This window comes from Micromonospora sp. C31 (genome assembly GCF_018070575.1).
Lineage (GTDB): Bacteria > Actinomycetota > Actinomycetes > Mycobacteriales > Micromonosporaceae > Micromonospora.
This window is the reverse complement of sequence record NZ_JAGPXN010000002.1, coordinates 323,071-346,893: the sequence shown is the minus strand read 5'-3', so window position 1 is coordinate 346,893 and position 23,823 is coordinate 323,071. Positions and strand designations below refer to the sequence as shown.

Below are 23,823 nucleotides of genomic sequence, written 5' to 3'. Positions count from 1 at the left end.
ACCGGCCGTGTCCAGATCCGGAGGAGAACGTGCCCACGTACCAGTACGCCTGCACCGCGTGCGGTCACCAGCTCGAGGCGGTGCAGTCCTTCTCCGACTCGCCGCTGACCGAGTGCCCGGCGTGTGAGGGACGGCTGCGCAAGCTTTTCAACTCCGTCGGCATCGTGTTCAAGGGGTCGGGCTTCTACCGCACGGACTCGCGCTCGTCCGGCTCGGACACGGTGAGCGGCGGTGCCGCCGCCAAGCCGGCGAAGTCGGACTCGACCTCCGGCGGCGACTCCGGCTCGTCCGGCGGCTCGTCCGGCGGCTCGTCCGGCTCGTCCTCGTCCTCGTCGTCGGGCTCGTCCTCGTCGTCGAGCGCGGGCGGCTCCTCCGGCGGTGGGGGCAAGACCGGTGGGGGCAAGACCCCGGCCGCCAGCACCTCCTGAGTTACGCCGCGGGGTGGGCCCGGTCAGTCCCAGTGCGGGGGGCGTTCCGCGAGCAGCCAGTCGTCGTTGCCGCCGGGGCGCTCGCCCCAGCCCCGGTCGGTGTCGTCGGCGGTCTGCTCGGGCAGCACCACGAAGTCGTCGCTGAGGTCGACGGTGCGGTCGTCGTCGCCGCGTACCGCCGGGTTGCCCGGATCCTCGGTGATGCCCACGAGCGGAAAGACTAGCGCAGCCGCGGCCGGCGGAGCCGGCGACGAACCGCCGGGCCGCCGCGTCCGGCCGGCCGGCGGGCTTGTGCGTTGGTAGCGTCGGACGGCGTGACGATCCCCACTTCCGGCGGCGCCCCGGACGACTACTGGCGGCGTCCCGACGCCTCGCCCGAGCGGCCCCCGGGCGTACCGCCGGGGCCGGCCGCGCCGCCCCCGGCGCGGGGAAGCGGCTACCCGGGCCCGCCCGCGACCACCCCGCCCCCGCCCGGGTGGCGCCCACCGGTGCACCTGCGACCGCCCCCGCCCCGGCGGCTGCCGCCGCAGGACATGGCGGAGCTCGACGCCGCCGAGCAGCGGGCGCAGCGGCTCACGTACGGCGTGGGCACGGTGGCCGGTGTGGTGCTGGTGGTCCTCGTCTGCGTGCTCTGCTCCCGGCTGCTGTTCTGACGGGCACGCTGGCGAGCCACCCCCGGACCGGCGGCCCCTCAGAGGGTGTTGCCCCAGACGGCCTCGGCCCCCGAGTGCCCGGTCAGGTAGACGTAGACGAGGCTGACGGCGCCGAGCGCGACCACCACGACCGACAGCACCGGGGTCACCCAGGACGGCAGCTTCGGCACCCGGCGGTGCCCGCTGGTCAGGAAGAGCAGCAGCAACGACGCCGCAGCCAGCGGCAGCACCCAGCGGAACAGGATGTCGCCGTAGCGCCAGTGCGCGAAGATCTGCTCCACGATCGGGCCCTGCATGCCCCGGGCGACGAACGCGTCGGTCAGCTCCTCCCCCGACTCGACGGCGACGAAGGCCGACACCGGTGCCACCACGGCGAGGATCGCCACCGCCCAGTCCAGCCGTGCCCGGAACCGGGGCAACGCCACGTAGGCGGCGGCGAGCAGGGCCAGCAGCGGCACGAGCACGACGACCGCGTGCACCACCAGCACGTGGGCCGGCAGACCCAGGATCTCCTTGAACATCCACACCTCCGGCGGTACGCGGTCGCGGGGTGCCAGCGTACGGTGCGCCGGCCGTCCCGCCCAGATCGTCTCGACCGGGAACACGTGCCCGGAGCCGGTCCGGTTCACCATCGGCCGGCGGCGATGTCCCGCCCGCGTCGACCCGGACGGCGACCGGGCTGTGGCCGGCGCCACGCTGCCGCGGAGGCCGGTTGTCGCTCACCGGGCCGCGTGCTGTCATTGGCACATGCCCGGTGGTGAGGAACTGCTCCGGTCGAGGGGCCTGCGGGTCACCCGACCGCGCCTCGCCGTGCTCGACGTGCTGGCCGCCGGCGGTCACCTGGAGGTCGACGAGATCACCCGCCGGGTCCGCGAGCGCCTCGACTCGGTCTCCACCCAGGCCGTCTACGACGTGCTGGGCGCTTTCTCCCGGGCCGGGCTGTCCCGCCGCATCGAGCCGGCCGGCAGCCCCGCCCGCTACGAGGCCCGGGCCGGGGACAACCACCACCACGTGGTCTGCCGGGGCTGCGGCGAGATCGCCGACATCGACTGCGCGGTCGGCAGCGCGCCCTGCCTGGATCCGGACATCGCCCACGGGTTCGAGGTCGACGAGGCGGAAGTGACGTTCTGGGGCCTCTGCCCCACCTGTCAGGCCCGCCGCTCCGCCGACGACTGACGGCCGGAGCCCTCCGCACGACGCCCGGCGGCCCTCCGCACACCGGCCGGCGGGCTCTTCCGCGCGGCGCGCGGCGACGGGGCGTGGCACGCTTGGTCGGTGGACTCCGATGACCTCGGTCTCTTCGGTCCCGGTTCGGTCACGTGGAAGGTGCACGAGGAGCCGATCCTGATCGTCGCCGGCCTGCGTTCGCTCTACCTCCAGTCGCTGCATCCCCGGGCCATGGCCGGGGTCGCCCAGAACAGCAACTACCGCTCCGACGCCTGGGGCCGCCTGGTGCGCACCGCCACCTACGTGGGCACCACCATCTACGGCACCACCGCCGAGGCGGAGGCCGCCGGGCTCCGGGTGCGCCGCCGGCACGCCCGCCTGCGGGCCACCGACCTGTCCACCGGGGAGGAGTTCCGCGTCGACGACCCCGAGCTGCTGCGCTGGGTGCACGTCACCGAGGTCGAGTCGTTCCTCGACACGGCCCGCCGGGCCGGGCTGCCGTTGGCCGCCGACGAGATCGACGGCTACTACACCGAGCAGCGGCGCTCGGCAGCCCTGGTCGGCCTCGACCCGCAGACCGTCCCGGGCACCGCCGCCGAGGTCGCCGACTACTACCGGCGGATCCGCCCGGAGCTGCGGATGACCCGCGAGGCGGCCGAGACGGCGCTCTTCCTCACCGCGCCGCCGATCCCGTGGAAGCTCAGCCTGCCCGCCCGGATCGGGCTCAACCTCGGGCCGCCCCGCTGGGCGTACTTCGGCATCGCCGGCACCGCGCTCGCGCTGCTGCCGGCCTGGGCCAGGCGGATGTACGGCGGGCTGGGCCTGCCCACGACCGCGCTCTCCGCCGACCTGAGCGTCAGGGCGCTGCGGCTGACGCTCGCCACGTTGCCGCGCCGGTGGCTGGAGGGCCCCTTGCAGCAGGCCGCCAAGGAACGCGCCGCCCGGCTCGCCGGCACGCCGGCCTGACGGGAACGCCGGCCTGACCGGCACGGCCGGCCCGAACGCGCTGCCGGTCGGGGCGTGCGGCTGACCCGACTGCCGGCCCGACCGCGCGGCCGGCCCGACTGCCGGCCGAGTGTGCGGCTGACCCGGCTGTCGGCCGGGCGAGCCGGGCCGGTCAGTCCTGGCCGGGCACCGGGTCGACGGCGCGCTCGACGGCCGCCCACGGCTCCTTGCCCGGCGCCTGCGCCCCCACCGGGCAGGTGCGCCGGTAGTCGCACCAGCCGCAACGTGGGCCTGGCGTGGTCGGGAACGCCTCGTCGGGGTCCTCCCCGTCGGCCACCGCCCGCTCGGCGGCCATGATGTCGCGGGCCGTCTCCTCCGCCCGGGTGAGCTGCCGGGCCAGGGACTCCGCGGTGTGCTCGTGCGCGGCCACCGTGCCGCTCGGCAGGTGGTGCAGCTCCACCCGGCGACACGGCCGGCGGAACACCCGCTCGGCGGCGTACGCGTAGAGCGCCAGCGCCTGCGAGCCGCGCGCGTCGTCGGCGTCCAGCCCCGTGCGGCCCGTCTTGTAGTCGACGATCGCCAGCTCCGGGCCGTCGGGCCCGGGGCGGGAGTCGATCCGGTCGGCCCGGCCGTTGAAGGCCAGCACGGCGGTCTTGACCGCCACCACCCGCTCCACGCCGAGCGGATCGACGCCGGGCTCCAGGGTCTCGACGTAGGACTCCAGCCAGCCCAGCGCCCGCCGGTAGGCCGCCCGCTCCTGCTCGTCGTCGCGGTAGCCCTCGCGCACCCAGGTGCCCTTGAGCAACGCGGCGAGAGCCTCCGGCCGGCGCCGCTCGGGGCTCAGGGCGTACCAGTTCTTCAGGGCCGTGTGCACGCTCGCGCCGAGGGAGTTGTGCGCCCAGGGTGGGCCCTTCGGCGGGGCCGGACGGTCGACGTAGGAGTAGCGGTAGCGGCGGGGACAGTCGGCGTAGGCGCCGAGCTTGCTGGGGGTGCAGACGAAGAGCCGCTCCGGCATGCCCTCGAAGCCGAGCTGCTCGGGCTGCTCGCCGCGCGGGCGGGGCGCCCGGCCGCCGCTGGTGGAGGACCGTCCGGCTGAAGAGGCTCGTCGCACACCGCGATCCTGCCATCCACCCCCGACGGAACCGGTCGCCGGTCAGGTCATGTCGGCGTACTGGGTCACGAACGCGGCCACCGCGTCCGCGATGAGCTGCACCGCGATCGCGGCCAGCAGCAGACCGGCGATCCGGGTCAGCACCTCGATACCGCCGGGCCGCAGGACCTTGACGATTCCGCCGGAGAACCGCAACACGATCCACACGGTGGCCATCACGGCCACGATCGCGGCGGCGATGGCCGTGACGTCCGCCCCGCCGTCGGCCTGCTGGACGAAGAGCATGGTGGCCACGATGGCGCCGGGGCCGGCCAGCAGCGGCGTACCCAGCGGCACCAGGGCGATGTTCGAGGTGACCTGCTGACTCGGGTCGTCGGCCTTGCCGGTCAGCAGCTCCAGCGCCACCAGGATGAGCAACAGCCCGCCGGCGGCCTGGAGGGCCGGCAGGTCCACGTGCAGGTAGTCGAGCAGCGTCTGCCCCGCCACCGCGAAGATCACGATCACGCCCAGCGCCAGGGCGACGGCCTGCCAGGCCGCCCGGTTGCGGTCCCGCGCCGTCAGCGGGCCGGTCAGCGCCAGGAAGATGGGCATCATGCCCGGCGGGTCGACGATCACCAGCAGGGTCACGAAGACCTCACCGAACAGCTTGGCATCCACGTGATCAAGGTAGCCGCGCCGCCGGAGACGGAAACGCGGATCAGCCGGAAGCGACCTCGGTCACCCCGCGCGCCTCGGCGACGATCCGCTCGTACGCCCCGGGGTCGGTGGTGAACGCGCCGAGTCGGACGGTCTTGTGCGTGCCGTGGAAGTCCGACGAGCCGGTCACCAGCAGTCCCAACTCGTCGGCCAGGGCCCGCACGTGCGCCCGCTCGGCCGGGGAGTGGTCCTCGTGGTCGGCCTCCAGCCCCGCCAGCCCGATCGCGGCCAGGTCGGCGATCAGCTCGTCGGGCACGATCCGCCCCCGCCGGCTGGCCCGGGGATGGGCGAACACCGGTACGCCGCCCGCCGCGCGGACGAGCCGGACCGCGCGGAAGACGTCGATGTCCTCCTTGGGCAGCCGGTAGCGCTCACCCAGCCAGTCCGGCCCGAACGCCTCCGTGGTGGTGGCAACCAGGCCGGCCCGGATGAGCGCCTGCGCGATGTGCGGCCGACCCACGGTCCCGCCGCCCGCGCCGGTCAGGATCGCCGGCCAGCTCACGTCGATCCCGTCGGCCCGCAGCAGCGCCACGATCCGCTCGCCCCGCTCCTCCCGGGCGGCCCGCACCCGGGCCAGCTCCGCGACGAGTTCCGGGGCGTCCGGATCGAACAGGTACGCCAGCAGGTGCAGCGGCACCGGGGGTTCCTCGCCGTACCAGCGACAGGAGAGCTCCGCGCCCCGGACCAGGCTGAGCCCGGCCGGCAGCGCCGCCAGGGCGGGCGCCCAGCCGGCCGTGGTGTCGTGGTCGGTGATCGCCACGACGTCCAGCCCCGACTCCGCCGCCGCCCGCACCAGCTCGGCCGGGCTGAGCGTGCCGTCGCTGGCGGTGGAGTGGGTGTGCAGGTCGATCCGCGGTGCCGCGCTCATCGGCCCGACGCTACCGGCCGACGGCCCGCCCCGGGCACGCGGGCGCGCTCAGGAACGGCTCCCGTCGCCCACCGGCACCGGGCGGCCCCCGGCGGGCAGGCCGGTCACGGGCGCGGACCGGGCCGCCTCGCCGGCGAGCACCCGGCCCACCTCGACCCGCACCAGGGTGCCGGCCCCGTCGGAGTAGTGGGCCGCGCCCTGCGGCGTCCAGGCCACCGGCCCGGCCACGGGCGGACCGGCCGGGCGGGTCGCCGGGGCGGGGGTGAGCCGGTCCAGGTCCATCAGCAACGCGCGGTCCTGCCCGCCCGCCTTCCCGTTGGTCAGGAGCCACCGCCCGTCGGCGGAGACCGCGCCGGCCCCGTCGACGGTCAGCGTGGGCCCACAACCCGTCCGCACCGGCGCGAGGTCGCGGGCCGGGTCGAGCAGGGCGACGCAGGGTCGGCGGGGGGTGCCGGCGGACACCAGCGCGACCGCCAGGCCGTCGGGGCGGATGCCGTGGAGGTGCAGCGCCCCGTCGCCCGCGCCGCGCGGCGGGCCCGCCGCCGGGCGCCACAGGGCGTGGCCGGGCCGGCCCGGGTCGAGGCGGACCAGGACGGTGTCGCCGGCGAACCCGACCGGCACCGCGGCGGGCGGCGCCGGGGTGCGGGCGGCGGCGACGACCTGGGTGCCGACGATGCCCGCCACGACCAGGTCCGTCCCCTCCCGCCAGGCCACCTGCCGCCCGTCCGGGCTGAGGACGATGTCCCGTGCGCCGGCCAGGAGCAGGTGTGCCGCGCCGTCCGGCAGCACGATCCACAGCGAGCGGCCGGCCGCCGTCGGCACGCCCACCACCGCCCAGCCGGCCCGGTCGGGGAGCCGCTGGGCGCGCTCGGCGGACCGGCCCACGTCGGGCAGGGCGATCCGCTGCCCGGCGGCGGTGACCAGGACCTCGTCGAGGATGAGATCCACCTCGCCCCGCCCCAGGTCGGACCGCGGGGCGGCCGACAGCGGCGGCGTCGGGCCCGGCAGCGGCGAGGCGTACGGACCGCCGAGCACGACGGTGGGATGGCTGGGCCGCCCGGGCTGCCGCCCCAGCTGCGCCATCCCGGCGCTGAGCGTCACGGTGGCCACCGCGGCGAGGGCGATCCCGGTCAGCGCCCGCCGGCGCCGGGACCGGTCGGCCCGCCGGATCGCCAGTCCCGCCGGGTCGGCGGCGAGCGGGCGCGCGACGGCCACCCGCCGGGCGAACGTCTCCCGCACCGCCTGCTCCAGCTCGTCCCGGGTCACGGCGAATGGACGCGGCGGGCCGTCGGTCCGGTTGTCACCACGGCCGGCCGGACGACTCACCGGTGCTCCTCGGCGCCCGTGCGGGCGGCCTGTCGCCCGTCGCGGGCGGTACGCGACGCCGCCCCGGCGCCGGCGCGCGCGCCCGAGGCCACGGGGACCTGATCGTCCGCCGACTCGTCCGTCGACTCGGCGGGCGGCGTACCACCCCCGGCGTCCGGCGCGGGCGGGGCGGTCGCCACGGGGAGCCCGGCGACCGGTGTCGGAAGCCCACCGGCGGCGGGGGTGGTGGCGGTGGCGTTTCCCGACCTGCCCGGGGCGGCGGCAGCGCCGTCCGGGCTGCCCGCTGGGGCCGGCGCGACAGCCGGTGGGGCGTTCGTCGCGGCGACCACGGCTGCCGCGTCCTCCCCCACCACCATCGTCGGCGCCCCGTACGCCGTCGACGGGCGGACCGGCGTGCCGCCGCTGGCCGGCGCGAGCCGGCCGGCACCGCCGTGCACGGGGGCGGAACGACCGGTCGCGCCGCCGTACGCGGGGACGGGACGGTCGACGCCGCCGTACGCCGGAGCGAGCCGGTCGGTGCCGCCCCGGGCGGGGGCGGGCCCGTCCGTGCCGTCGGTTCGGACCGGGTCGGTCCTGGTCGGCAGGTCGAGGGTGGCCTCGGCGCCCATCCGGCGGCGCAGGGTGCCCAGGGCGCGCGAGGTCTGGCTCTTGACCGTGCCCGGCGAGATGCCGAGCAGGGCGGCGGTCTGCGCCTCGGACATGTCCTCGTAGAAGCGCAGCACCAGCACCGCCCGCTGCCGGCTGGGCAGCGCGCTCAGGTGGCGCCAGAGCAGGTCCCGGTCGAGCTGCTGCTCGATCTCGTCGACCCCGGCCCGCTCGGGCAGCACCTCGGTCGGGCGTTCACCGTGCCAGCGCCGGCGCCACCAACTGGTCGAAGTGTTGATCATCACCCGGCGGGCGTACGGCTCGATCGCCTCGATCCCGCCGAGCCGCTTCCAGGCCAGGTACGTCTTGGTCAACGCGGTCTGCAGCAGGTCCTCGGCGGTGGCCCAGTCTCCGCTGAGGAGGTAAGCGGTGCGCAGCAGGGCACCGGAGCGGGCCGCGACGAAGTCGCGGAACTCCTCCTCCAAGGGATCCCTGCTCACCACCGGCCACCTCCGCGCCCCGTTCCCCTGGCAGGTTGCCACGCCAGGGGCGGTCAGGGCGACGGCGAAAGGTGCGCGGTTCCTCCGATGTTCGGACGAAAAGTTTCACGCCCCGTCGTCAGCCTTGGCCTCATCGGCCTCCTTGCCCAGCCGCGCCTCGACCGCCTGCGGCTCGTACATCTCCTCGACGACGCGCAGGTAGAGCTCGTTCGGGTTGGGCAGGTTCTTGATCTCGCGCAGCGCCTGCTCCTGGCCGGCGGACTCCAGCACGAACGTGCCGTAGTTGAGCGCCCGGCCGGTCGGGGTCTGCTCGTACTTCATGTCGGTGACCCGGACCAGCGGCATCATCGCGACCCGCCGGGTGATGATGCCGTTGACGACCATCACCCGCTTGTTGGTCAGGATGAAGCGGTCGTACCACCAGTCGGCGACCTTCCAGGCCACCCAGCCCATGACGGCGAACCAGAGCAGCACCGCGATCGTGGTGAGCGCGCCCACGTCCTGCCCGGCGAGGAAGCCGGAGAGGTAGCCGAGCACGAAGGTCGCGGCGACGCCGACCAGCAGCGGGGTCGAGAGGTGGATCCAGTGTCGCTTCCACTCGCCCCGGTAGCGCTCGGTCGGGAAGAGATAGCGCGCGACCAGCGAGCTGGGCTCGTCCTCCAGCGGCAGCACCCGGCGCGGCGCCATGCCGGAGGCGTCGGCCCGCAGACCGGCCAGCTCGTCCTCGGAGATCTGCGGCGGCTGGTAGCCGGCCTCCGGGTCACGGACCCAGGCCCGACCGGACCGCCCCTCCCCGGCGTAGGCCGGACCGTCGCCGTAGCCGGCATCGTCCGAAAGGGAGGGGCCGTCGGAGAGGCCCGGACCGGTGCCGTAGCCCGGCCCGTCGTCGGGGCCGAGCCGGGGGATCGGCTCCGTGTCGCGCTCCCGGCGTTCCCGATCGGGATCGTCGGGATCGAAGGGTGGACCGGAGGGGTTTCCCATCGGCGGCTAGGCGACGAGGCTGGTGAAGAAATCGCCGAACCCCTGGGCGATGTCCATGATCCCGCCGCCCAGCGACTTGAACACATCCGCCGCCGAATTTGGTCGATAGGCGACGAAGAAGATCAAGAATGCGATTCCGGCCCAGGTGAGGACCTTCTTGACCATGGCGGGCCATCCTCTCGCGCGGCGCCGGGTCCCATTACCGCAGCGGCACCCAGAGTATCAGTGTGGTGTCGTACAGTGAATATCTGCGTCCGTTCTCCGACATTCCGGTTTGCCTGTCAAGCCCTGAGGCCCGTCAAGCCTTCCCGTGCAGGTACGGAGACGGTGCGCCGAACACGAGCTCGGGCGGTGTCCACTCGGTCAGGTCGTGCAGCACGACGTCTTCCGCGAGCAGGTGACCCGCACTCGCCGGCCAGGCTATCGCATGGAGCCACAAACCCCGAGCCTCGCCGGCGTACGCGCTTCGATCCGTCGCCGAGTTAACGAGCCACAGTGGAGTCGGATGACCGGCCACCTTGATCCTGGCCTGCCCCACGTGCTCCGGGTGCCCCGGCCCGGGATCCGTCAACGCCTGCGCGAGCTCCGGGCCCGGGTCCGGGCCGGCCAGCCCCGCGAACCGGGTGCCCAGGCCGACGCCCGGCTCCTCGGCCACGAAGACCACGTCCGCCGGGCCGTCCCCGAACGGCTCCGGCCCGGCGCAGGCGACCGCCGTGGCGCGCACCCCGGTGCGGTCGTCGCCGGCGTACGCCACGCCGGTCATGGTCCAGCCCGTCGGCAGCGGCCACGGGCACCACAGCGGCGCCCTCGGCCGGGTCGGCGGCTCGGCGGCGGCGGCGATCCGCTCCACCACGCTGGCCACGATCTCGGCCCCGATGTGCTCGGGCACGTGCAGTGGGGAGACCGGCCCGCAGCCCAGGCAGCGCGACTCGGTGTGCATCAGGTCCGGCGCCCGCACCGGTCCACCACATTTAGGGCAACTCACCGCGACACTCACCATCCCACCGTCACCCCGTGGCGCGGCCCCGTCAAGCGGAGCGCCGGTTTCGGTGCCGCCGGATGCCAGCCCGGGCGGGCCGCCTCAGTCCGGCGGCGGCCCGGCGTGGGTACGGATCCAGGCGTGCATGGCGATGCCGCTGGCCACGCCGGCGTTGATCGACCGGGTGGAGCCGTACTGCGCGATGGAGAAGAGCTGGTCGCAGGCGGCTCGCGCCGGCCCGGAGAGGCCCGGGCCCTCCTGCCCGAACAGCAGGACGCAGCGGCGGGGCAGGGTGGTGGTCTCCAGCGGCCGGGAGCCGGGCAGGTTGTCGATGCCGACGACGGGCAGTTCCCGCCCGGCCGCCCAGGCGACGAACTCCTCGATGGTCTCGTGGTGCCGGACGTGCTGGTAGCGGTCGGTCACCATGGCGCCCCGCCGGTTCCACCGCCGGCGGCCGACGACGTGCACCTCGGCGGCGAGGAAGGCGTTGGCGTTGCGGACGACCGTGCCGATGTTGAAGTCGTGCTGCCAGTTCTCGATCGCCACGTGGAAGTCGTGCCGCCGCCGGTCCAGGTCGGCCACCACGGCCTCGCGCCGCCAGTACCGGTACCGGTCGACGACGTTGCGTCGGTCGCCCTCCGCGAGCAGCTCGGGGTCGTAGCGCGGGTCGTCCGGCGGGTCCCCCGGCCACGGTCCCACGCCGACGTCGAACTGGTCTCCGGTCACGGTCAGGCAGGGTACGGCCCGCCGGCCCCGCCCCGGGCCGCAACCCCGGCCCCGGGAGCCCGACCCGCCCCCGGGAGCCCGACCCGACCCCGGGCAGCCGCAGCCCGGTCCGGGACTCCGGCACGGAGCGCCCCCGCAGCAGGTGGAGCGAAGCGGGTCAGCGCAACGCCAACGCGACCCCGAGCCGGTCGAGGAAGCGCCGGTCGGCGGGCGCCGGCGGCAGCCCCGGGGGCCCGGTCGTCGCCGCCCCGCACACCCGGGCCGCCACCGACTGCACCCACTGCCGGTACGCGGCCGAGTCGGCGGGATCGGCCCGCCGCAGCAGCACCCGGGTCGCGGCCCGGCAGGCGGCGAGCAGGTCCACCACGTCGGCGAGGCGGTCGACGGGGTCGCTCGCCCCGTCGTCGCGGGCATAGATGGCGACGACCACCGCGCGTACGAGATCGCTGTCGAAGGCCCGGCCGGCGGCGAGCGCGTCGAGGCCGGCGAGCCCGGCGGCGACGCCCCGGCGGGGCCGCCCGGGGGCGGGCGCGGCGGCGGCCACGATCACGCGGCCGGGCAGGCTGGTCAGCAGATCCCACTCGGCGGCGGAGTAGACGGCGGTGGTCAGCGGTGCGGCGCGGCGGCCGGCAGAGGACGGCTCTCCGGCGACGGAGTGGCTCATGGGGACCTCCGGCGCCAGCATAAGCCCCGGATCGGAAAAAGGGCCCCTACCACCCGGAATCCGGATGAGAAGGGGCCCGTCGGTCAGCGCGGTTCGGGGAAGCTGGGCCGTTCCGGGTCGACGCCCTCGGGCACCGCCGTCGCGGCGTACTCCTTCTTGGGGACCATCACCCGGCGGCGGAAGACGCAGACCATGGTGCCGTCCTGGTTGTAGCCCCGGGTCTCCACGGACACCACGCCCCGGTCGGGCTTGGAGGAGGACTCGCGCTTGTCCAGCACGGTGGTCTCGCCGTAGATCGTGTCGCCGTGGAAGGTGGGCGCGACGTGCCGCAGGGACTCGACCTCGAGGTTCGCGATGGCCTTGCCGCTGACGTCGGGCACCGACATGCCCAGCAGCAGCGAGTAGATGTAGTTGCCGACCACCACGTTGCGCTTGAACTGGCTCGCCGTCTGAGCGTAGTGCGCGTCCATGTGCAGCGGGTGGTGGTTCATGGTGAGCAGGCAGAAGAGGTGGTCGTCGTACTCGGTGACCGTCTTGCCGGGCCAGTGCCGGTAGACCGCGCCGACCTCGAACTCCTCGTAGTAGCGGCCGAACTGCATCCTTGTCCCCTTCGACGGGCGGCGATGGAGTTCGGCACAGCATGCCTTATGGAGTGTTAAGGCGATGCGCGGGGCGCGTGGCGTGCGGAAATGTCACACCGCCACAGCCGGGGGGAGACGCAATGAGCGGCGGGGCCCTCCCCGGCACCCGCCGCCCACGCTCTGATGCGGAGGATTCTGCCGTACGAGAGGGCACACCGAACAGAGACGGAGGTCACATTTACCTTTTCGTAACATTACTGTGCGTGTGCAACCGACCGGGCCTCGGCGGGCGCCGCACGCCGGATAGCCGCTTGTCAACCGCCCGATTGCTCATTCGTTCCGGTCAATCGTGTCGATCTCCCTGGAAACGCTCCCATCACGTCCGGTCACGCAAATGCGCCGCGCACTTGCGTAACGCAACCCTGGACGGAAACAACCATCATCGATGGGAGCGCGCCCCGCGCAGCGCCGCGACGAGCACGTTTCGGCGGAAGCGGGTCGGGAATTCCACGTGGTACGCCCTGGTTCCACCAGACGTAGCTATTCCGCGCCGATCGGAGACTTTCATGGCAACCGTAGAGCTGACCACGGCAAACTTCGACGAGGTGACCGGCAGCGACGGCATCGTGCTGGTCGACTTCTGGGCCGACTGGTGCGGCCCGTGCAAGCGGTTCGCCCCGGTCTACGAGCGCTCCTCCGACAAGCACTCCGAGATCGTGTTCGGCAAGGTCGACACCGAGGCGCAGCAGGAGCTTGCCGCCAAGTTCGACGTCCGGTCGATCCCGACCATCATGGCGATCCGCGACGGCGTCATCGTCTTCGCCCAGCCGGGCGCCCTGCCCGAGTCCGCCCTGGAGAACCTGATCGAGCAGGTCCAGGCCCTCGACATGGACGACGTCCGCCAGAAGCTGGCCGGGCACAGCCACTGAGCCGCAGCGCCGCACGACGGCCGGGTCCCGACGGGCCCGGCCGTCGTCGTCCGGCCGACGGGCACCGGGCAGAGGGCCGCTCTGGCCCCCTGGCCAGCGGTTGGTGGCCGTCGGAGGGAGCCGGGGCGGGCGGTACATCCCGTATCGTCACGACCCGATGGATACCTTGACCACCCGCGGTCGCGCCGCCCGGCTCGCCGCCACCGCCCTCGGTCTGGCCGTCCTGCTGGCCGGCACCGCCTGGGGCGCCGACGACCACTTCCCGTTCGGCCCGTTCCGGATGTACTCCACGTCCAACCCGCCGAACTCCCCCGCCCCGGACACCCGCGTCGAGGGCGTCGACAGCAGCGGAGCGGTCGTCGACCTGGGCGAGCGCGCCACGGGCATCCGGCGGGCCGAGATCGAGGGCCAGCAGAGCCGCTACGCCGCCGACCCCGCGCTGCTCGCCGAGGTCGCCGACGCGTACGCCGAACGCCACCCGGACGCGACCGAGCTGGTCGAGGTCCGCATCGTCGTGCGCTGGCACGGCATCCGCGACGGGCGGCCCACCGGCCGCTGGACCGACGAGACCGTGGTCGCCTGGCGGGCGGACCGATGAGCCGCTGGTTGACCGAGGCGGTACCCCGCGGCCGGGTGGCCGCCTTCCGCACGCTGATCTACCTCTTCGTCGCCGCCGACCTGGTCGTCTTCACCCCCTGGGTACGCACCCGCGTGGCGGTGCCCGGCGAGCTCTACCAGCCGCTGCTGGTCGGCCGCCTGCTGCCGCTGCCCACGCCGACCCAGACGCTGGTCAGCGCGCTCTTCTGGGCCCTGCTGCTGCTCGCCCTGCTCGCCGCGACCGGCCGGGCACCCCGGCTGCTCGGCTGGACGGTCTTCGCGCTCTACTTCGAGTGGATGATCGTCGCGATGAGCTACGGCAAGGTCGACCACGACCGCTTCGGCCTGCTCGTCGCGCTGGCCGTGCTGCCCACCGCGGGGCGGGCCCGGCACGGCGACGCCACCCGCACCGAGGCGGGCGGCTGGGCCCTGCGGGTCACCCAGATCGCCGTCATCTGCACGTACTTCCTGGCCGCCTGGGCCAAGCTGCGCTTCGGCGGGCTGGACTGGCTCACCGGCTCGGTGCTGGCCAGGGCCATCATCCGGCGCGGCACCGAGTTGGCCGACCTGATCGCCGCGGTGCCGTACCTGCTGATCGTCGCCCAGTTCGGCATCGTCGCGTTCGAGCTGCTCAGCCCGGTGGTCTTCCTGCTCAGGGAGCGCTGGCGCCTGGCCATGGTGGGCTTCTTCTACTCGTTCCACCTGGTCACGATGGCGGCCATCACGATCTCGTTCGCCCCGCACCTCGCCGCGATGACCGCCTTCCTGCCGCTGGAGCGGGTCCGGCCGGTGCTCTGGGCACGCCGGCTGCTCACCCGCCGGGGGCGGGACGCCGCACCGCCCGCCGGCGCCGGACCGGCACTGGCGGGTCAGGCGTCCGCGGCCGGACGGCCGGACGGCCCGTAGAGGCGCTCCCGCGCCTCCTGGGGCAGCGCGCACGCGGCCGTGCCGCCGGGCAGCCGGTGCCGGTTGCGGGCCACCCAGCGGTACGCGGGCCACGCGGCGGCGCGTACCGGGGGGAACCGGAGGCCGGCGCCCGCGACCCGCCAGAGCGGACCGCTGTCACCGAGCAGCCGCGCGATCGCGTCCGGGCCCGCCGCGCGGGAGCCGTCCGCACCCACCCACTGCACCGCCTCCTCGCACTCGGCCTCGCTCAGGCCCAGCGCGTCGAGGTCGGCGAACTGCCACGGCACCACCCGGACGCCGGTCGGGATGCGCCGGTCGATGAACTCGGCGCACCGGGTGCAGAACGCGCAGTCCCCGTCGTAGACGAACGTCGACCTCTCCATGCCTCCATCCTCCACCCGTCGACCGCGCCCGGTGCGGCGAGGGGGGGCGGGAACACGGCGGGTCGCTTGCGCCGCGATCGTACGCGTGTTCGAATGATGGCCATGCGCTGGGACAACCTCGCCGCTCCCCCGGACGAGGGGGTCCCGGGTCGGGCAGCGCCGGCGACACCACCCCTGCCGCTGGCGCTGCCCGGCGCCGTCGCCCGCACCTTCGACACGCCGGGCTTCGCCGGCATGACGTTCTACGAGGTGCAGGCGAAGTCGATCATCAACAAGGTGCCCGGCGCGTCCCGGGTCCCGTTCCAGTGGACGATCAACCCCTACCGGGGCTGCTCACATGCGTGCGTCTACTGCTATGCGCGGAACACGCACACCTACCTCGACCTCGACGCCGGGGCGGACTTCGACCGGAAGGTGATCGTCAAGGTAAACGCGGGTGAGCTGGCCCGGCGGGAGCTGGCCGCGCCGCGCTGGCGGGGCGCGCCCGTCGCGATGGGCACCAACGTCGACTGCTACCAGCGGGCCGAGGGGCGCTACCAGCTCATGCCGCAGATCATCGCGGCGCTGCGCGACTTCGCCAATCCGTTCTCGATCCTCACCAAGGGCACGCTGATCCTGCGTGACCTGCCGCTGCTGCGCCAGGCCGCCGAGGTCACCCGGGTCGGCGTGGCGTACTCGGTGGGCTTCGTCGACGAGCACCTCTGGCGCACGGTGGAGCCGGGCACCCCCAGCCCGAGGCGGCGGCTGGACGCCGTACGGGCCCTGGCCGACGCCGGCTTCGACGTCGGCGTGCTGATGGCGCCGATCCTGCCCGGGCTCAGCGACGACGACGCCTCGATCGACGCGACCGTGGCGGCCATCGCCGCCGCCGGGGCGAGCAGCGTGACGCCGTTGGCGCTGCACCTGCGCCCGGGCGCCCGGGAGTGGTACGCGCGCTGGCTCGGCCGCGAGTTCCCGCACCTGGTCCCCCGCTACCGCGAGCTCTACCGCTCCGGCGCGTACGCCCCGCAGCCCTACCAGCGGGAGCTGACGGCCCGGGTACGCATCGCGGCCCGCCGGCACGGGCTGCACGGGGGCGAGCGCGGCGACGACCGCCGCCCACCCGACCCGCCGCCCGCGCCGCCGCCCGCCGAGCAGCTCACCCTCCTGTAGCCGGCCAGCAGGCAGGCGATCCCCGATCGGGCGCCGCGCGCTCGCGGGCGGGGGCTGAGCGACGGGGTTAGAGTCGGCGGGTGCGCTCCGCTCAGCAGATCCTCGCCGACTCCGCCGTGATCGCCGTCGTGGGCGCGTCCCGCGACCCGCGCAAGGCCGCGCACAGCGTGCCGTTGCAGATGCAGCGGTACGGCTGGCGCATCATCCCGGTCAACCCGACGGCCGACGAACTCTTCGGTGAGCGGGTCTACCGGTCCCTGACCGACATCCCGCACCCGGTCGACCTGGTGGACGTGTTCCGGCCCGCCCAGGACGCGCTCGACGTGGTACGCGAGGCGGTGGCCATCGGCGCTCCGGCGGTCTGGTTGCAGCTCGGCATCGTCTCGGCCGAGGCGCGGCGCATCGCCACGGAGGCGGGCGTCGACTACGTCGAGGACCGCTGCCTGATCGTGGAACGCGCCGCCGCCGGCCTGACCCGGCTGGGCTGAGCGGCTCGGGGAAGGGGCACGCCGCAGCGGTGAGCGCCGGCCACCGGGGCGGTTGTCCGAGATCCGTACCCTGCGGCCATGTCTCCCCGCCTGTCCGGCCGACTGCCGAAGCGCGACGACGGACTCTGGTCCCGCCGGCTGCTCGCCGCGACGGCGGCGGCAGCGGCGGCGGTGACGGTGGTCGCGGTGCTGTCCCGGGTTCCCCGGTTCGAGGTCGACGGGACCGTCTGCGTCTTCTATCTGTTCGTCGGTCTGACCGCGCTGCTGCGACGGTGGCGGCCACGGCAGGACGCCCGGCTGGTCTGGCGGGAGAGGGTCGCCGGCCTGGACGGGGTGGAGCCGGGTCTGGTCGCTCGGCGGTCCCTGGCCGGCCGGGGTGCGGCTGCGGCCGAGGGTGTGGCGGTCGCTGAAGCCGGCGCCGGTGGTCGGCGGCCGGGACGTGGCGGTGCCGGAGCAGCGCCTGGCGGCCGCGATCGAGGCGTACCGGGAGCGACCGCGGGCGCTGGCGGTGGGGCCGGTCACCGCACCGGAACCCACCACCAGCGCCGATCCGCCGTGGAGCAACGACCCGAGGTGTTAGGAAGGGCCCCCTCCTATACCTGAGGCGTTAATAAGGTGCCCTTCCTTACGGTCAGAGTTTGTACTGCTTGAGCAGGCCCCGGGAGATGATGGTCTTCTGGATCTCCGAGGTGCCCTCGCCGATGAGCAGGAACGGGGCCTCGCGCATCAGCCGCTCGATCTCGTACTCCTTGGAGTAGCCGTAGCCGCCGTGGATGCGGAACGCCTCCTGGACGACCTCGGCGCAGTACTCCGAGGCGAGCAGCTTGGCCATGCCGGCCTCGACGTCGTTGCGCTGGCCGGCGTCCTTGAGCCGGGCGGCGTTGACCATGAGCGCGTGGGCGGCCTCGATCTTGGTGCCCATCTCGGCGAGCTTGAACGCGACGGCCTGGTGCTTCGCGAGGGGCTGACCGAAGGTGTGGCGCTGCTGGGCGTACGCGACGGCGAGTTCGAAGGCACGGATGGAGATGCCGCAGGCGCGGGCCGCCACGTTGACCCGGCCGACCTCGATGCCGTCCATCATCTGGTAGAAGCCGCGGCCGACCTGCTCCGCGCCGCCGAGGACGGCGGAGTCGGGGACGGTCACGCCGTCGAGCACCATCTCGGTGGTCTCGACGCCCTTGTAGCCCATCTTGTCGATCTTGCCGGGGATGGTCAGGCCGGGGGCGGTCTCGCCGAAGCCGGGCTCCTTCTCCAGCAGGAAGGTGCTCATGTTGCCGTAGACGGAGTCGGCGCCGGTGTCGGTCTTGACCAGGGTCGCCACCACGGAGGAGTACGCCCCGTTGGTGAGCCACATCTTCTGGCCGTCGATCACGTAGTGGTCGCCGTCGCGTACGGCCCTGGACTTGATCGCGGAGACGTCGGAGCCGCACTCCGGCTCGGACATCGAGAAGGCGCCGCGCACCTCGCCGGTCGCCATCCTCGGCAGCAGCCGGGCCTTCTGCTCGGCGGAGCCGTGCTGGGAGATCAGGTACGCGACGATGAAGTGGGTGTTGACGATGCCGGAGATCGACATCCAGCCCCGCGACAGCTCCTCGACCACCAGCGCGTAGGTGAGCAGGGACTCGCCGAGCCCGCCGTACTCCTCGTCGATGGTGAGGCCGAAGAGGCCCATCTCGCGCATCCCGTCGAGGATGTCGCTCGGGTACTCGTCGGCGTGCTCCAGCCGCTGCGCGTGCGGGATGATCTCCTTGTCGGCGAACTCCCGGACGGTTTCCAGGATCGACCGCTGCACATCGGTCAGGCCGGGCGTCTGGGCGAGTCTGGCCATCTCAGCCTCCGGGTGGTCGGCGCCTTACTCATGGGTAACTGAACGCTTGGTCAGTATTGGCCGCCCGGCCGTCGAGGCCAAGGTGACCAGTGCACACAACCGCTGTGAAAAGGTTCACCGCTGCGGGTAGCGTCCGGCAAGAGGGGACGCGATCCGCCACCGGCAGGAGGAGACCGTGAGCCAGCCACCGTCGTCGGGGCCGCCGGATCCCGACCGGCCGTCGTCGCCCTGGGAGCCCCCGCCGGGGCACGACCCGGCGAGCCACGAGCCACCGTCCTACCGGCAGCCCGGCCACGAACAGCCGGCGTACGGGCAGCAGGCGTACGAACAGCCGGCGTACGGGCAGCCCAGCTACGAGCAGCCCGGCGAGCCGCCGCACGGGCAGCAGTGGGGGCACCAGCCCCCGTACACCCCGCAGGTGCCCTACGGGCAGTACGGCCCGCCGTCCGGCCCCCGGCCCGGCGGGACCAACGTGCTGGCCATCCTCTCCCTGGTCTTCGCGTTCGTCTTCTCCCCGGCGGGCATCGTCCTCGGGCACCTGGCCAAGCGGCAGATCCGCAGCACGGGCGAGGAGGGCGACCAGCTCGCCACGTGGGGCCTCATCCTGAGCTACGTCATCACCGGGCTCGGCCTGCTGGCCTGCTGCGGCTGGATCGCGCTGATCGCCGTCGCCGGCAACAGCGGCCCCAACTACTGAGCCCCGGGCTCAGCGGAACTGGGCCTCCCGGACGCTGTTGCCGCCGTCCACCACCAGCATCTGCCCGGTGATGTACGAGGCGGCCGGCGAGCAGAGGAACGCGATCGCCGCGGCCACCTCGTCCGGGGTGCCGGGGCGGCCGACCGGGGTGCCGAGGCCCTGCCTGATCTCCGCCACCGTGGAGGCGGCGGTGTGGATGGTGCCGGGCGCGACCGCGTTGACGGTCACCCCGTCGGCGATCATCTCCATCGCCAGCGCCCGGGTCAGCCCCACGACACCCGCCTTGGCCGCCGCGTAGGCCGCCTCGGTGGGCAGGGCGTTGACCGGCCCGGCGGTGGCCGCCAGGTTGACGATCCGGCCCCAGCCACGCTCCGCCATGCCGCCGATGAAGGCCCGGCTGCACAGGAACGCCGTGGTGAGGTTGCGGTCGATCTCGCCGCGCCACTCGTCGTAGCTGAGCTGGGCGACCGGGCGCAGCACCTCGGGGCTGGCCCGGCTGGCCAGGCCGGCGTTGTTGACCAGCACCTCCACGTCCCCGAGCTGCTCGGCGACCGCGTCGGCGAGCGCGCCCACCTCCGACTCGTCGGTGAGGTCGGCGACGAAACCGGTCACGCCCAGCTCGCCGGCCCGTTCGTGGATGCGCCGGGTGGTGGAGACGATCGCCACCCGGGCGCCGAGGTCGGCCAGCCGGCGGGCCGCCGCGTACCCGATGCCGTCCGGGCTGCCCGCCCCGGTGACCAGGGCGACCTTCCCGTCGAGGCGCATGGTCACCGGGTCCGGCAGCGGCGCGGGATCATCGGTGCCGGCGGCGCCCGGCGGGGCGGCGGCGCGGGTGCGCCGGGCCAGGCCGGGGCGGCTCGCGTCCCGTCTCGGTCGGCTGCCGGAGCGGTCCGCGGCTCGCGCGTCAATCACCATGCCAGGATCCTGCCCGCTTCACCGGGCGCGGGCAATGCGGCACACCCGGTGGCGACGCCCCGGCGTCTGGGCAGGGCTGACTACCCTGACGGGCGCACCCCGACCAGACGGAGCAGACGAGATGACCTATCCCCCGCCCTCCGGCGGCTGGAACGACCCGGCGTGGTCGGGCCAGCAGTCGAGCCCGCCCGCCGACCCCGCCCGCCCGGTGAGCGGTCAGCCCGTTCCCACCCAGCCCGCCGGCGGCGACCCGTACGCGCCGGCCGAACCGTACGCCGCGGACCCGTACGCGGGCGGCGACCCGTACGCCGGGGCGAAGCAGGCCTCCGGGCAGCCGGCACCCGCCGGCTACCCGCCGCCCTACCCGAACTACGGCTACGCCCCCGCGCCGAAGACCAACGGCCTCGCCATCGCCGCCCTGGTGCTCTCCCTGGTCGGCATCGCGTCCTGCGTCACCGCGCCGGTCGGCGCGATCCTCGGCCACGTCGCGCAGAACCAGATCCGGCAGACCGGCGAGGGCGGCGAGGGCATGGCGAAGGCGGCCATCATCGTCGGCTGGATCCTCACCGGCCTGCTCGTGCTGGGGATCCTCTTCTACGTGGCGATCATCGTCTTCGCGATCTCCCAGGCGGACACCAGCGGCACCAGCTACTGACCCGACGGTGCCGCCCCGGCCTCGGGCCGGGGCGGCACGGATCGTCGGGGAGGCGGGACTACTCCGCCGGCGGGGTGAAGGACGAGGTGCGGGTCATGCCCGCGGCCCGCCCCTTCGCCGCCACCACGAGAGCCATCTTGCGGGACGCCTCGTCGATCATCTCGTCGCCGAGCATCACCGCGCCGAGCCGGCCGCCCGCCTCCGACGTGTAGTGCTCGTACGCGTCGAGGATCAGCTCGGCGTGGTCGTAGTCGGCCTGGGCCGGCGAGTAGACCTCGTTCGCGGCGTCGAGCTGGCCCGGGTGCAGCACCCACTTGCCGTCGAAGCCGAGCGCCGCCGAGCGCTTGGCCACCTCGCGGAACGCGTCGACGTCGCGGATCTGCAGGAACGGGCCGTCGATGGCCTGCTTGTCGTGCATCCGGGCCGCCATCAGGATGCGCATCAGGATGTAGTGGTAGGGATCGCCCGGGTAGTCCGGGATGAGCGCGCCGACCACCAGGGACTTCATGTTGATGGAGGCCATGAAGTCGGCCGGGCCGAAGATGATGGTCTCGACCCGGGGCGAGGCCGCCGCGATGGCGTCGATGTTGACCAGGCCGGCGGCGTTCTCGATCTGCGCCTCGATGCCGATCCGGCCGACCTGGAGGCCGAGCGTGCGCTCCAGCTGGGTCAGCGTCATGTCGAGCCACTGCACCTGGGCCGCGTTCTGCACCTTCGGCAGCATGACGCAGTCGAGGTTGGCGCCGGCACCCTCCACCACGTCGATGACGTCCCGGTAGGTCCACGGGGTGGTCAGGTCGTTGACCCGGACGACGCGGGTCTTGCCCGACCAGTCGCCCTCGTTCAGCGCCGCGACGATGTTCTTCCGGGCGTCGGGCTTGGCCAGCGGGGCGACCGCGTCCTCCAGGTCGAGGAAGACCTGGTCGGCCGGGAGCCCCTGGGCCTTGCCGAGCATCTTCACGCTGGAGCCGGGTACCGCGAGGCAGGACCGGCGGGGGCGACCGACTGCGGCCATGGATGCGCTCCTTCCAGCGTGCGGAGGGCACGCCGACGTCACGTGGGCGGGAAAGCGAAGGCTGGACGATGCCGAGGGCCGTTGTGACGCCACGGTAACCTCGTGCCGTGACCGGGGTGAATGGACCTGTGGAAGATCTCACTGGGCGTCGACTCGTGGTGGTGACCGGGGCCAGTTCCGGCATCGGCCTCGCCGCCGCCGTCGATCTGGCGCGCCGCGGTGACCAGGTGGTACTGGTCGGCCGGGACCCGGCCCGGCTCCAGGCCGCGGCGGAACAGGTACGGGAGGCGTCCGGCGAACGACCGGAGCTGTTCCGCGCCGACTTCGCGGACCTCGACGACGTCCGCCGGCTGGCCGGGAAGCTGCGCGAGGCGTACGACCGGATCGACGTGCTCGCCAACAACGCCGGGGCGATCGCGCTCGAGCCCCTCACCACCGTCGACGGTTTCGAACTGTCGATCCAGGCCAACCACCTGGCCCCGTTCCTGCTCAGCAACCTGCTGCGCGACCGGATCGGCCGGCTGGTGGTCACCGCCTCCGGCGCGCACCGCAGCGGGACGCTCGACCCGGCCGACCTGAACGCCCCGCTGCGCCGCTACCGGCCGATGCGGGCGTACGGCACCAGCAAGCAGGCGAACATCCTCTTCACCGCCGAGGCGGCCCGACGCTGGCCGGAGATCCCCGCGTACTCCTTCCACCCCGGGGTGGTGCGCAGCCGGTTCGGCAACGACAGCCGGCTGATCGCCATGGGCATGCGGTTCCTGCCGTTCCGCAGCCCGGAGAAGGGCGCCGAGACGCTGGTCTGGTTGGCCAACCAGGCCCCGGAGCGGCTGACCACGGGCGGCTACTACGTCGACCGGCGGCTGCGCCGGCCGCTGCCCAAGGCGGCCGACCCGCAGCTCGCCGCCCGGCTCTGGACGGCCAGCGCCGAGGCGGTCGGCATCGCCGGATAGCGGTGTCGCCGGCCGCCGGTGCGGCCCGGACGGGCAGTGGATCAACCGCGCCGTGGATCAACCGGGCGGCGGGCCGGCGTCGGCGGGGACGGCGGTGGAGACCGGGCGGACGCGGCGGGCCGCGCGGGCGCCGCCGAGCACCACCACCGCGACGCCGGCCAGCAGCAGCGCCAGCCCGACCAGGGCGGTCACCCCGGGCAGCTGCCCCAGCCAGGCCCAGCCGATCAGGGCCGCGCCCGGGGCCTCCAGCAGGGCCAGCACGCTGACCGTGGTCGCCGAGACGCGCTTCAGCGCGTAGTTGAACATCGAGTGCCCGAGGAGTTGGGCGCCGGCCACCAGGGCCAGCACGACGAGCCAGGTGCCGGTGTCGAAGCCGGTCAGCGGCACCCGGCCGACCAGGCAGACCACGAGCAGGACCAGCGCGCAGACCCCGTAGCAGATGGTGGTGTAGGTGGTCGTGCTGATCGTCGTGCGGGCCCGCTCGCCGAGCGCGGTGTAGACCGCCGCGAAGAGCCCACCGGCCACCGCGAGCAGGTCACCGGCGACGGCCTGGCCGGAGACGGCGAAGTCCGCACCGGTCGCCACGCCCGCCCCCGCGACCGCCACCCCGATGCCGACCCAGACGGCCCCCGGCAGCCGGCGGCCCTGGGCGCGGGCGATCAGGCCCTGCCAGACCGGCTGGGTGGCGCACAGCGCGGTCGCCGCGGCGACCGAGGTCAGCTTGGTGCTGGGCATCCAGGTGGCGAAGTGCGCGGCGAGCGCGACCCCCGACAGGACGCAGTAGACGCCCTCGCGCCGGCCGGCGGCGACGGTCAGCGACCGGAACTCGGCGCGTCGCCGGGCCGCCGAGAACGGGCCGAGCACGGCGACCGAGAGCAGGTTGCGCCAGAACGCGACGGCCAGCGCCGGTGCCGCCGCGACGGCCACCAGGGGCGCGGACGAGGAGACGGCGACGACGGCCAGCACGAGCGCCCCGGTGGTCACCGGGGCGAACGGCGGGCGGTGCGCTACGGGGGACACGGGGGGCAATCCTCACACGTCACGCGCCAGGGCGTACCGTCAGCGCTCCGTTACGATCATGCTTTCGGCGCCGAC

At 74.1% G+C, this 23,823-nt stretch carries 31 protein-coding genes; 13 read left to right on the top strand and 18 right to left on the bottom strand.

The window, feature by feature from the left end; genetic code table 11:
* Positions 1-29 precede the first annotated feature (29 nt).
* Positions 30-428, top strand: coding sequence for an FmdB family zinc ribbon protein (locus KBX06_RS06545; RefSeq protein WP_210833283.1), 399 nt, complete (start codon positions 30-32; stop codon positions 426-428).
* 23 nt (positions 429-451) lie between these two features.
* Here the strand turns inward: KBX06_RS06545 and KBX06_RS06540 are convergent, their stop codons facing one another.
* Positions 452-637, bottom strand: a complete 186-nt coding sequence (locus KBX06_RS06540) for a hypothetical protein (RefSeq protein ID WP_247685369.1) — start codon at positions 635-637, stop codon at positions 452-454.
* Positions 638-742: 105 nt separating this feature from the next.
* Between KBX06_RS06540 and KBX06_RS06535 the strand changes: the two genes are divergently transcribed.
* On the top strand, positions 743-1,081 hold the full coding sequence (locus KBX06_RS06535) for a hypothetical protein (RefSeq protein ID WP_374225578.1): 339 nt from the start codon (positions 743-745) through the stop codon (positions 1,079-1,081).
* A gap of 38 nt (positions 1,082-1,119) precedes the next feature.
* Here KBX06_RS06535 and KBX06_RS06530 read toward each other — a convergent pair whose 3' ends face one another.
* Entirely contained in the window at positions 1,120-1,602 is a 483-nt protein-coding gene (locus KBX06_RS06530) for a DUF2231 domain-containing protein (RefSeq protein WP_210833331.1), read from the bottom strand.
* A gap of 226 nt (positions 1,603-1,828) precedes the next feature.
* Between KBX06_RS06530 and KBX06_RS06525 the strand changes: the two genes are divergently transcribed.
* Both KBX06_RS06525 and KBX06_RS06520 read left to right on the top strand, forming a co-directional pair.
* Positions 1,829-2,257 carry a Fur family transcriptional regulator gene (locus KBX06_RS06525; RefSeq protein ID WP_210833282.1) on the top strand — a complete coding sequence of 143 codons (429 nt, stop codon included), beginning with the start codon at positions 1,829-1,831 and terminating at the stop codon, positions 2,255-2,257.
* 99 nt (positions 2,258-2,356) lie between these two features.
* Positions 2,357-3,214: an oxygenase MpaB family protein gene (locus KBX06_RS06520; protein WP_210833281.1), complete on the top strand. Its 858-nt coding sequence runs from the start codon at positions 2,357-2,359 to the stop codon at positions 3,212-3,214.
* Positions 3,215-3,365: 151 nt separating this feature from the next.
* On the opposite strand, the gene KBX06_RS06515 is transcribed toward KBX06_RS06520, so the two are convergent.
* The 11 genes from KBX06_RS06515 to KBX06_RS06465 form a co-directional block, all read right to left on the bottom strand.
* A complete protein-coding gene (locus KBX06_RS06515; protein ID WP_247685362.1) occupies positions 3,366-4,208 on the bottom strand; it encodes a PD-(D/E)XK nuclease family protein in 843 nt (280 codons plus the stop codon).
* 138 nt (positions 4,209-4,346) lie between these two features.
* On the bottom strand, positions 4,347-4,961 hold the full coding sequence (locus tag KBX06_RS06510) for a MarC family protein (protein WP_210833279.1): 615 nt from the start codon (positions 4,959-4,961) through the stop codon (positions 4,347-4,349).
* A gap of 40 nt (positions 4,962-5,001) precedes the next feature.
* Positions 5,002-5,868, bottom strand: a complete 867-nt coding sequence (locus KBX06_RS06505) for a PHP domain-containing protein (RefSeq protein ID WP_210833278.1) — start codon at positions 5,866-5,868, stop codon at positions 5,002-5,004.
* 48 nt (positions 5,869-5,916) lie between these two features.
* Positions 5,917-7,194 (bottom strand): hypothetical protein, encoded by a 1,278-nt coding sequence (locus tag KBX06_RS06500; protein ID WP_307854460.1) that lies wholly within the window; start codon positions 7,192-7,194, stop codon positions 5,917-5,919.
* Positions 7,191-8,279: a SigE family RNA polymerase sigma factor gene (locus KBX06_RS27615; RefSeq protein WP_307854459.1), complete on the bottom strand. Its 1,089-nt coding sequence runs from the start codon at positions 8,277-8,279 to the stop codon at positions 7,191-7,193. The genes KBX06_RS06500 and KBX06_RS27615 overlap by 4 nt, the downstream gene beginning before the upstream one ends.
* Positions 8,280-8,384: 105 nt before the next feature.
* Positions 8,385-9,260 (bottom strand): PH domain-containing protein, encoded by an 876-nt coding sequence (locus KBX06_RS06490; protein ID WP_210833277.1) that lies wholly within the window; start codon positions 9,258-9,260, stop codon positions 8,385-8,387.
* A gap of 6 nt (positions 9,261-9,266) precedes the next feature.
* A complete protein-coding gene (locus KBX06_RS06485; RefSeq protein WP_007455302.1) occupies positions 9,267-9,425 on the bottom strand; it encodes a hypothetical protein in 159 nt (52 codons plus the stop codon).
* Positions 9,426-9,558: 133 nt separating this feature from the next.
* Positions 9,559-10,260, bottom strand: coding sequence for a DUF6758 family protein (locus KBX06_RS06480; RefSeq protein WP_307854458.1), 702 nt, complete (start codon positions 10,258-10,260; stop codon positions 9,559-9,561).
* Positions 10,261-10,341: 81 nt separating this feature from the next.
* Complete coding sequence (locus tag KBX06_RS06475; protein ID WP_210833276.1) at positions 10,342-10,965, bottom strand: RNA methyltransferase; 624 nt, start codon at positions 10,963-10,965, stop codon at positions 10,342-10,344.
* A 157-nt stretch (positions 10,966-11,122) separates the two neighbouring features.
* Positions 11,123-11,650 carry a hypothetical protein gene (locus tag KBX06_RS06470; protein WP_210833275.1) on the bottom strand — a complete coding sequence of 176 codons (528 nt, stop codon included), beginning with the start codon at positions 11,648-11,650 and terminating at the stop codon, positions 11,123-11,125.
* 62 nt (positions 11,651-11,712) lie between these two features.
* Positions 11,713-12,228 (bottom strand): MaoC family dehydratase, encoded by a 516-nt coding sequence (locus KBX06_RS06465; RefSeq protein ID WP_210833274.1) that lies wholly within the window; start codon positions 12,226-12,228, stop codon positions 11,713-11,715.
* Between the two features lie 548 nt (positions 12,229-12,776).
* Between KBX06_RS06465 and trxA the strand changes: the two genes are divergently transcribed.
* The 3 genes from trxA to KBX06_RS06450 all read left to right on the top strand — a co-directional run bounded on the left by trxA (position 12,777) and on the right by KBX06_RS06450 (position 14,642).
* A complete protein-coding gene (gene trxA / locus KBX06_RS06460; protein WP_132231600.1) occupies positions 12,777-13,139 on the top strand; it encodes a thioredoxin in 363 nt (120 codons plus the stop codon).
* Between the two features lie 157 nt (positions 13,140-13,296).
* Positions 13,297-13,737 carry a hypothetical protein gene (locus KBX06_RS06455; RefSeq protein WP_210833273.1) on the top strand — a complete coding sequence of 147 codons (441 nt, stop codon included), beginning with the start codon at positions 13,297-13,299 and terminating at the stop codon, positions 13,735-13,737.
* Positions 13,734-14,642: an HTTM domain-containing protein gene (locus KBX06_RS06450; RefSeq protein WP_247685268.1), complete on the top strand. Its 909-nt coding sequence runs from the start codon at positions 13,734-13,736 to the stop codon at positions 14,640-14,642. Before KBX06_RS06455 ends, KBX06_RS06450 begins: the two co-directional genes overlap by 4 nt.
* Here the strand turns inward: KBX06_RS06450 and KBX06_RS06445 are convergent.
* Positions 14,606-15,025 (bottom strand): thiol-disulfide oxidoreductase DCC family protein, encoded by a 420-nt coding sequence (locus KBX06_RS06445; RefSeq protein WP_210833271.1) that lies wholly within the window; start codon positions 15,023-15,025, stop codon positions 14,606-14,608. The genes KBX06_RS06450 and KBX06_RS06445 overlap by 37 nt on opposite strands.
* Positions 15,026-15,127: 102 nt before the next feature.
* On the opposite strand from KBX06_RS06445, the gene KBX06_RS06440 reads away from it, so the two are divergent.
* The 3 genes from KBX06_RS06440 (at position 15,128) to KBX06_RS06430 (ending at position 17,268) form a co-directional block, all read left to right on the top strand.
* Positions 15,128-16,177: an Rv2578c family radical SAM protein gene (locus KBX06_RS06440; protein WP_210833270.1), complete on the top strand. Its 1,050-nt coding sequence runs from the start codon at positions 15,128-15,130 to the stop codon at positions 16,175-16,177.
* A gap of 80 nt (positions 16,178-16,257) precedes the next feature.
* On the top strand, positions 16,258-16,665 hold the full coding sequence (locus KBX06_RS06435) for a CoA-binding protein (protein WP_210833269.1): 408 nt from the start codon (positions 16,258-16,260) through the stop codon (positions 16,663-16,665).
* A 78-nt stretch (positions 16,666-16,743) separates the two neighbouring features.
* Positions 16,744-17,268 carry a hypothetical protein gene (locus KBX06_RS06430; RefSeq protein ID WP_210833268.1) on the top strand — a complete coding sequence of 175 codons (525 nt, stop codon included), beginning with the start codon at positions 16,744-16,746 and terminating at the stop codon, positions 17,266-17,268.
* 28 nt (positions 17,269-17,296) lie between these two features.
* Here KBX06_RS06430 and KBX06_RS06425 read toward each other — a convergent pair whose 3' ends face one another.
* The gene (locus KBX06_RS06425; protein ID WP_210833267.1) at positions 17,297-18,493 is read right to left on the bottom strand and encodes an acyl-CoA dehydrogenase family protein; all 1,197 of its coding nucleotides are present in this window, start codon (positions 18,491-18,493) and stop codon (positions 17,297-17,299) included.
* 175 nt (positions 18,494-18,668) lie between these two features.
* Here KBX06_RS06425 and KBX06_RS06420 point away from each other — a divergent pair, with 175 nt between their 5' ends.
* A complete protein-coding gene (locus tag KBX06_RS06420; protein ID WP_210833266.1) occupies positions 18,669-19,190 on the top strand; it encodes a DUF4190 domain-containing protein in 522 nt (173 codons plus the stop codon).
* A 9-nt stretch (positions 19,191-19,199) separates the two neighbouring features.
* Here the strand turns inward: KBX06_RS06420 and KBX06_RS06415 are convergent, their stop codons facing one another.
* Positions 19,200-20,105, bottom strand: coding sequence for an SDR family NAD(P)-dependent oxidoreductase (locus KBX06_RS06415; protein ID WP_210833265.1), 906 nt, complete (start codon positions 20,103-20,105; stop codon positions 19,200-19,202).
* Positions 20,106-20,226: 121 nt separating this feature from the next.
* On the opposite strand from KBX06_RS06415, the gene KBX06_RS06410 reads away from it, so the two are divergent.
* Positions 20,227-20,760, top strand: a complete 534-nt coding sequence (locus KBX06_RS06410; RefSeq protein WP_210833263.1) for a DUF4190 domain-containing protein — start codon at positions 20,227-20,229, stop codon at positions 20,758-20,760.
* A 58-nt stretch (positions 20,761-20,818) separates the two neighbouring features.
* Here the strand turns inward: KBX06_RS06410 and KBX06_RS06405 are convergent, their stop codons facing one another.
* Positions 20,819-21,775 carry a CoA ester lyase gene (locus KBX06_RS06405; RefSeq protein ID WP_210833262.1) on the bottom strand — a complete coding sequence of 319 codons (957 nt, stop codon included), beginning with the start codon at positions 21,773-21,775 and terminating at the stop codon, positions 20,819-20,821.
* Between the two features lie 128 nt (positions 21,776-21,903).
* On the opposite strand from KBX06_RS06405, the gene KBX06_RS06400 reads away from it, so the two are divergent.
* Positions 21,904-22,728 carry an SDR family NAD(P)-dependent oxidoreductase gene (locus tag KBX06_RS06400; protein WP_210833261.1) on the top strand — a complete coding sequence of 275 codons (825 nt, stop codon included), beginning with the start codon at positions 21,904-21,906 and terminating at the stop codon, positions 22,726-22,728.
* Positions 22,729-22,785: 57 nt separating this feature from the next.
* Here KBX06_RS06400 and KBX06_RS06395 read toward each other — a convergent pair whose 3' ends face one another.
* On the bottom strand, positions 22,786-23,748 hold the full coding sequence (locus KBX06_RS06395; RefSeq protein WP_210833258.1) for a DMT family transporter: 963 nt from the start codon (positions 23,746-23,748) through the stop codon (positions 22,786-22,788).
* Positions 23,749-23,823 lie beyond the last annotated feature (75 nt).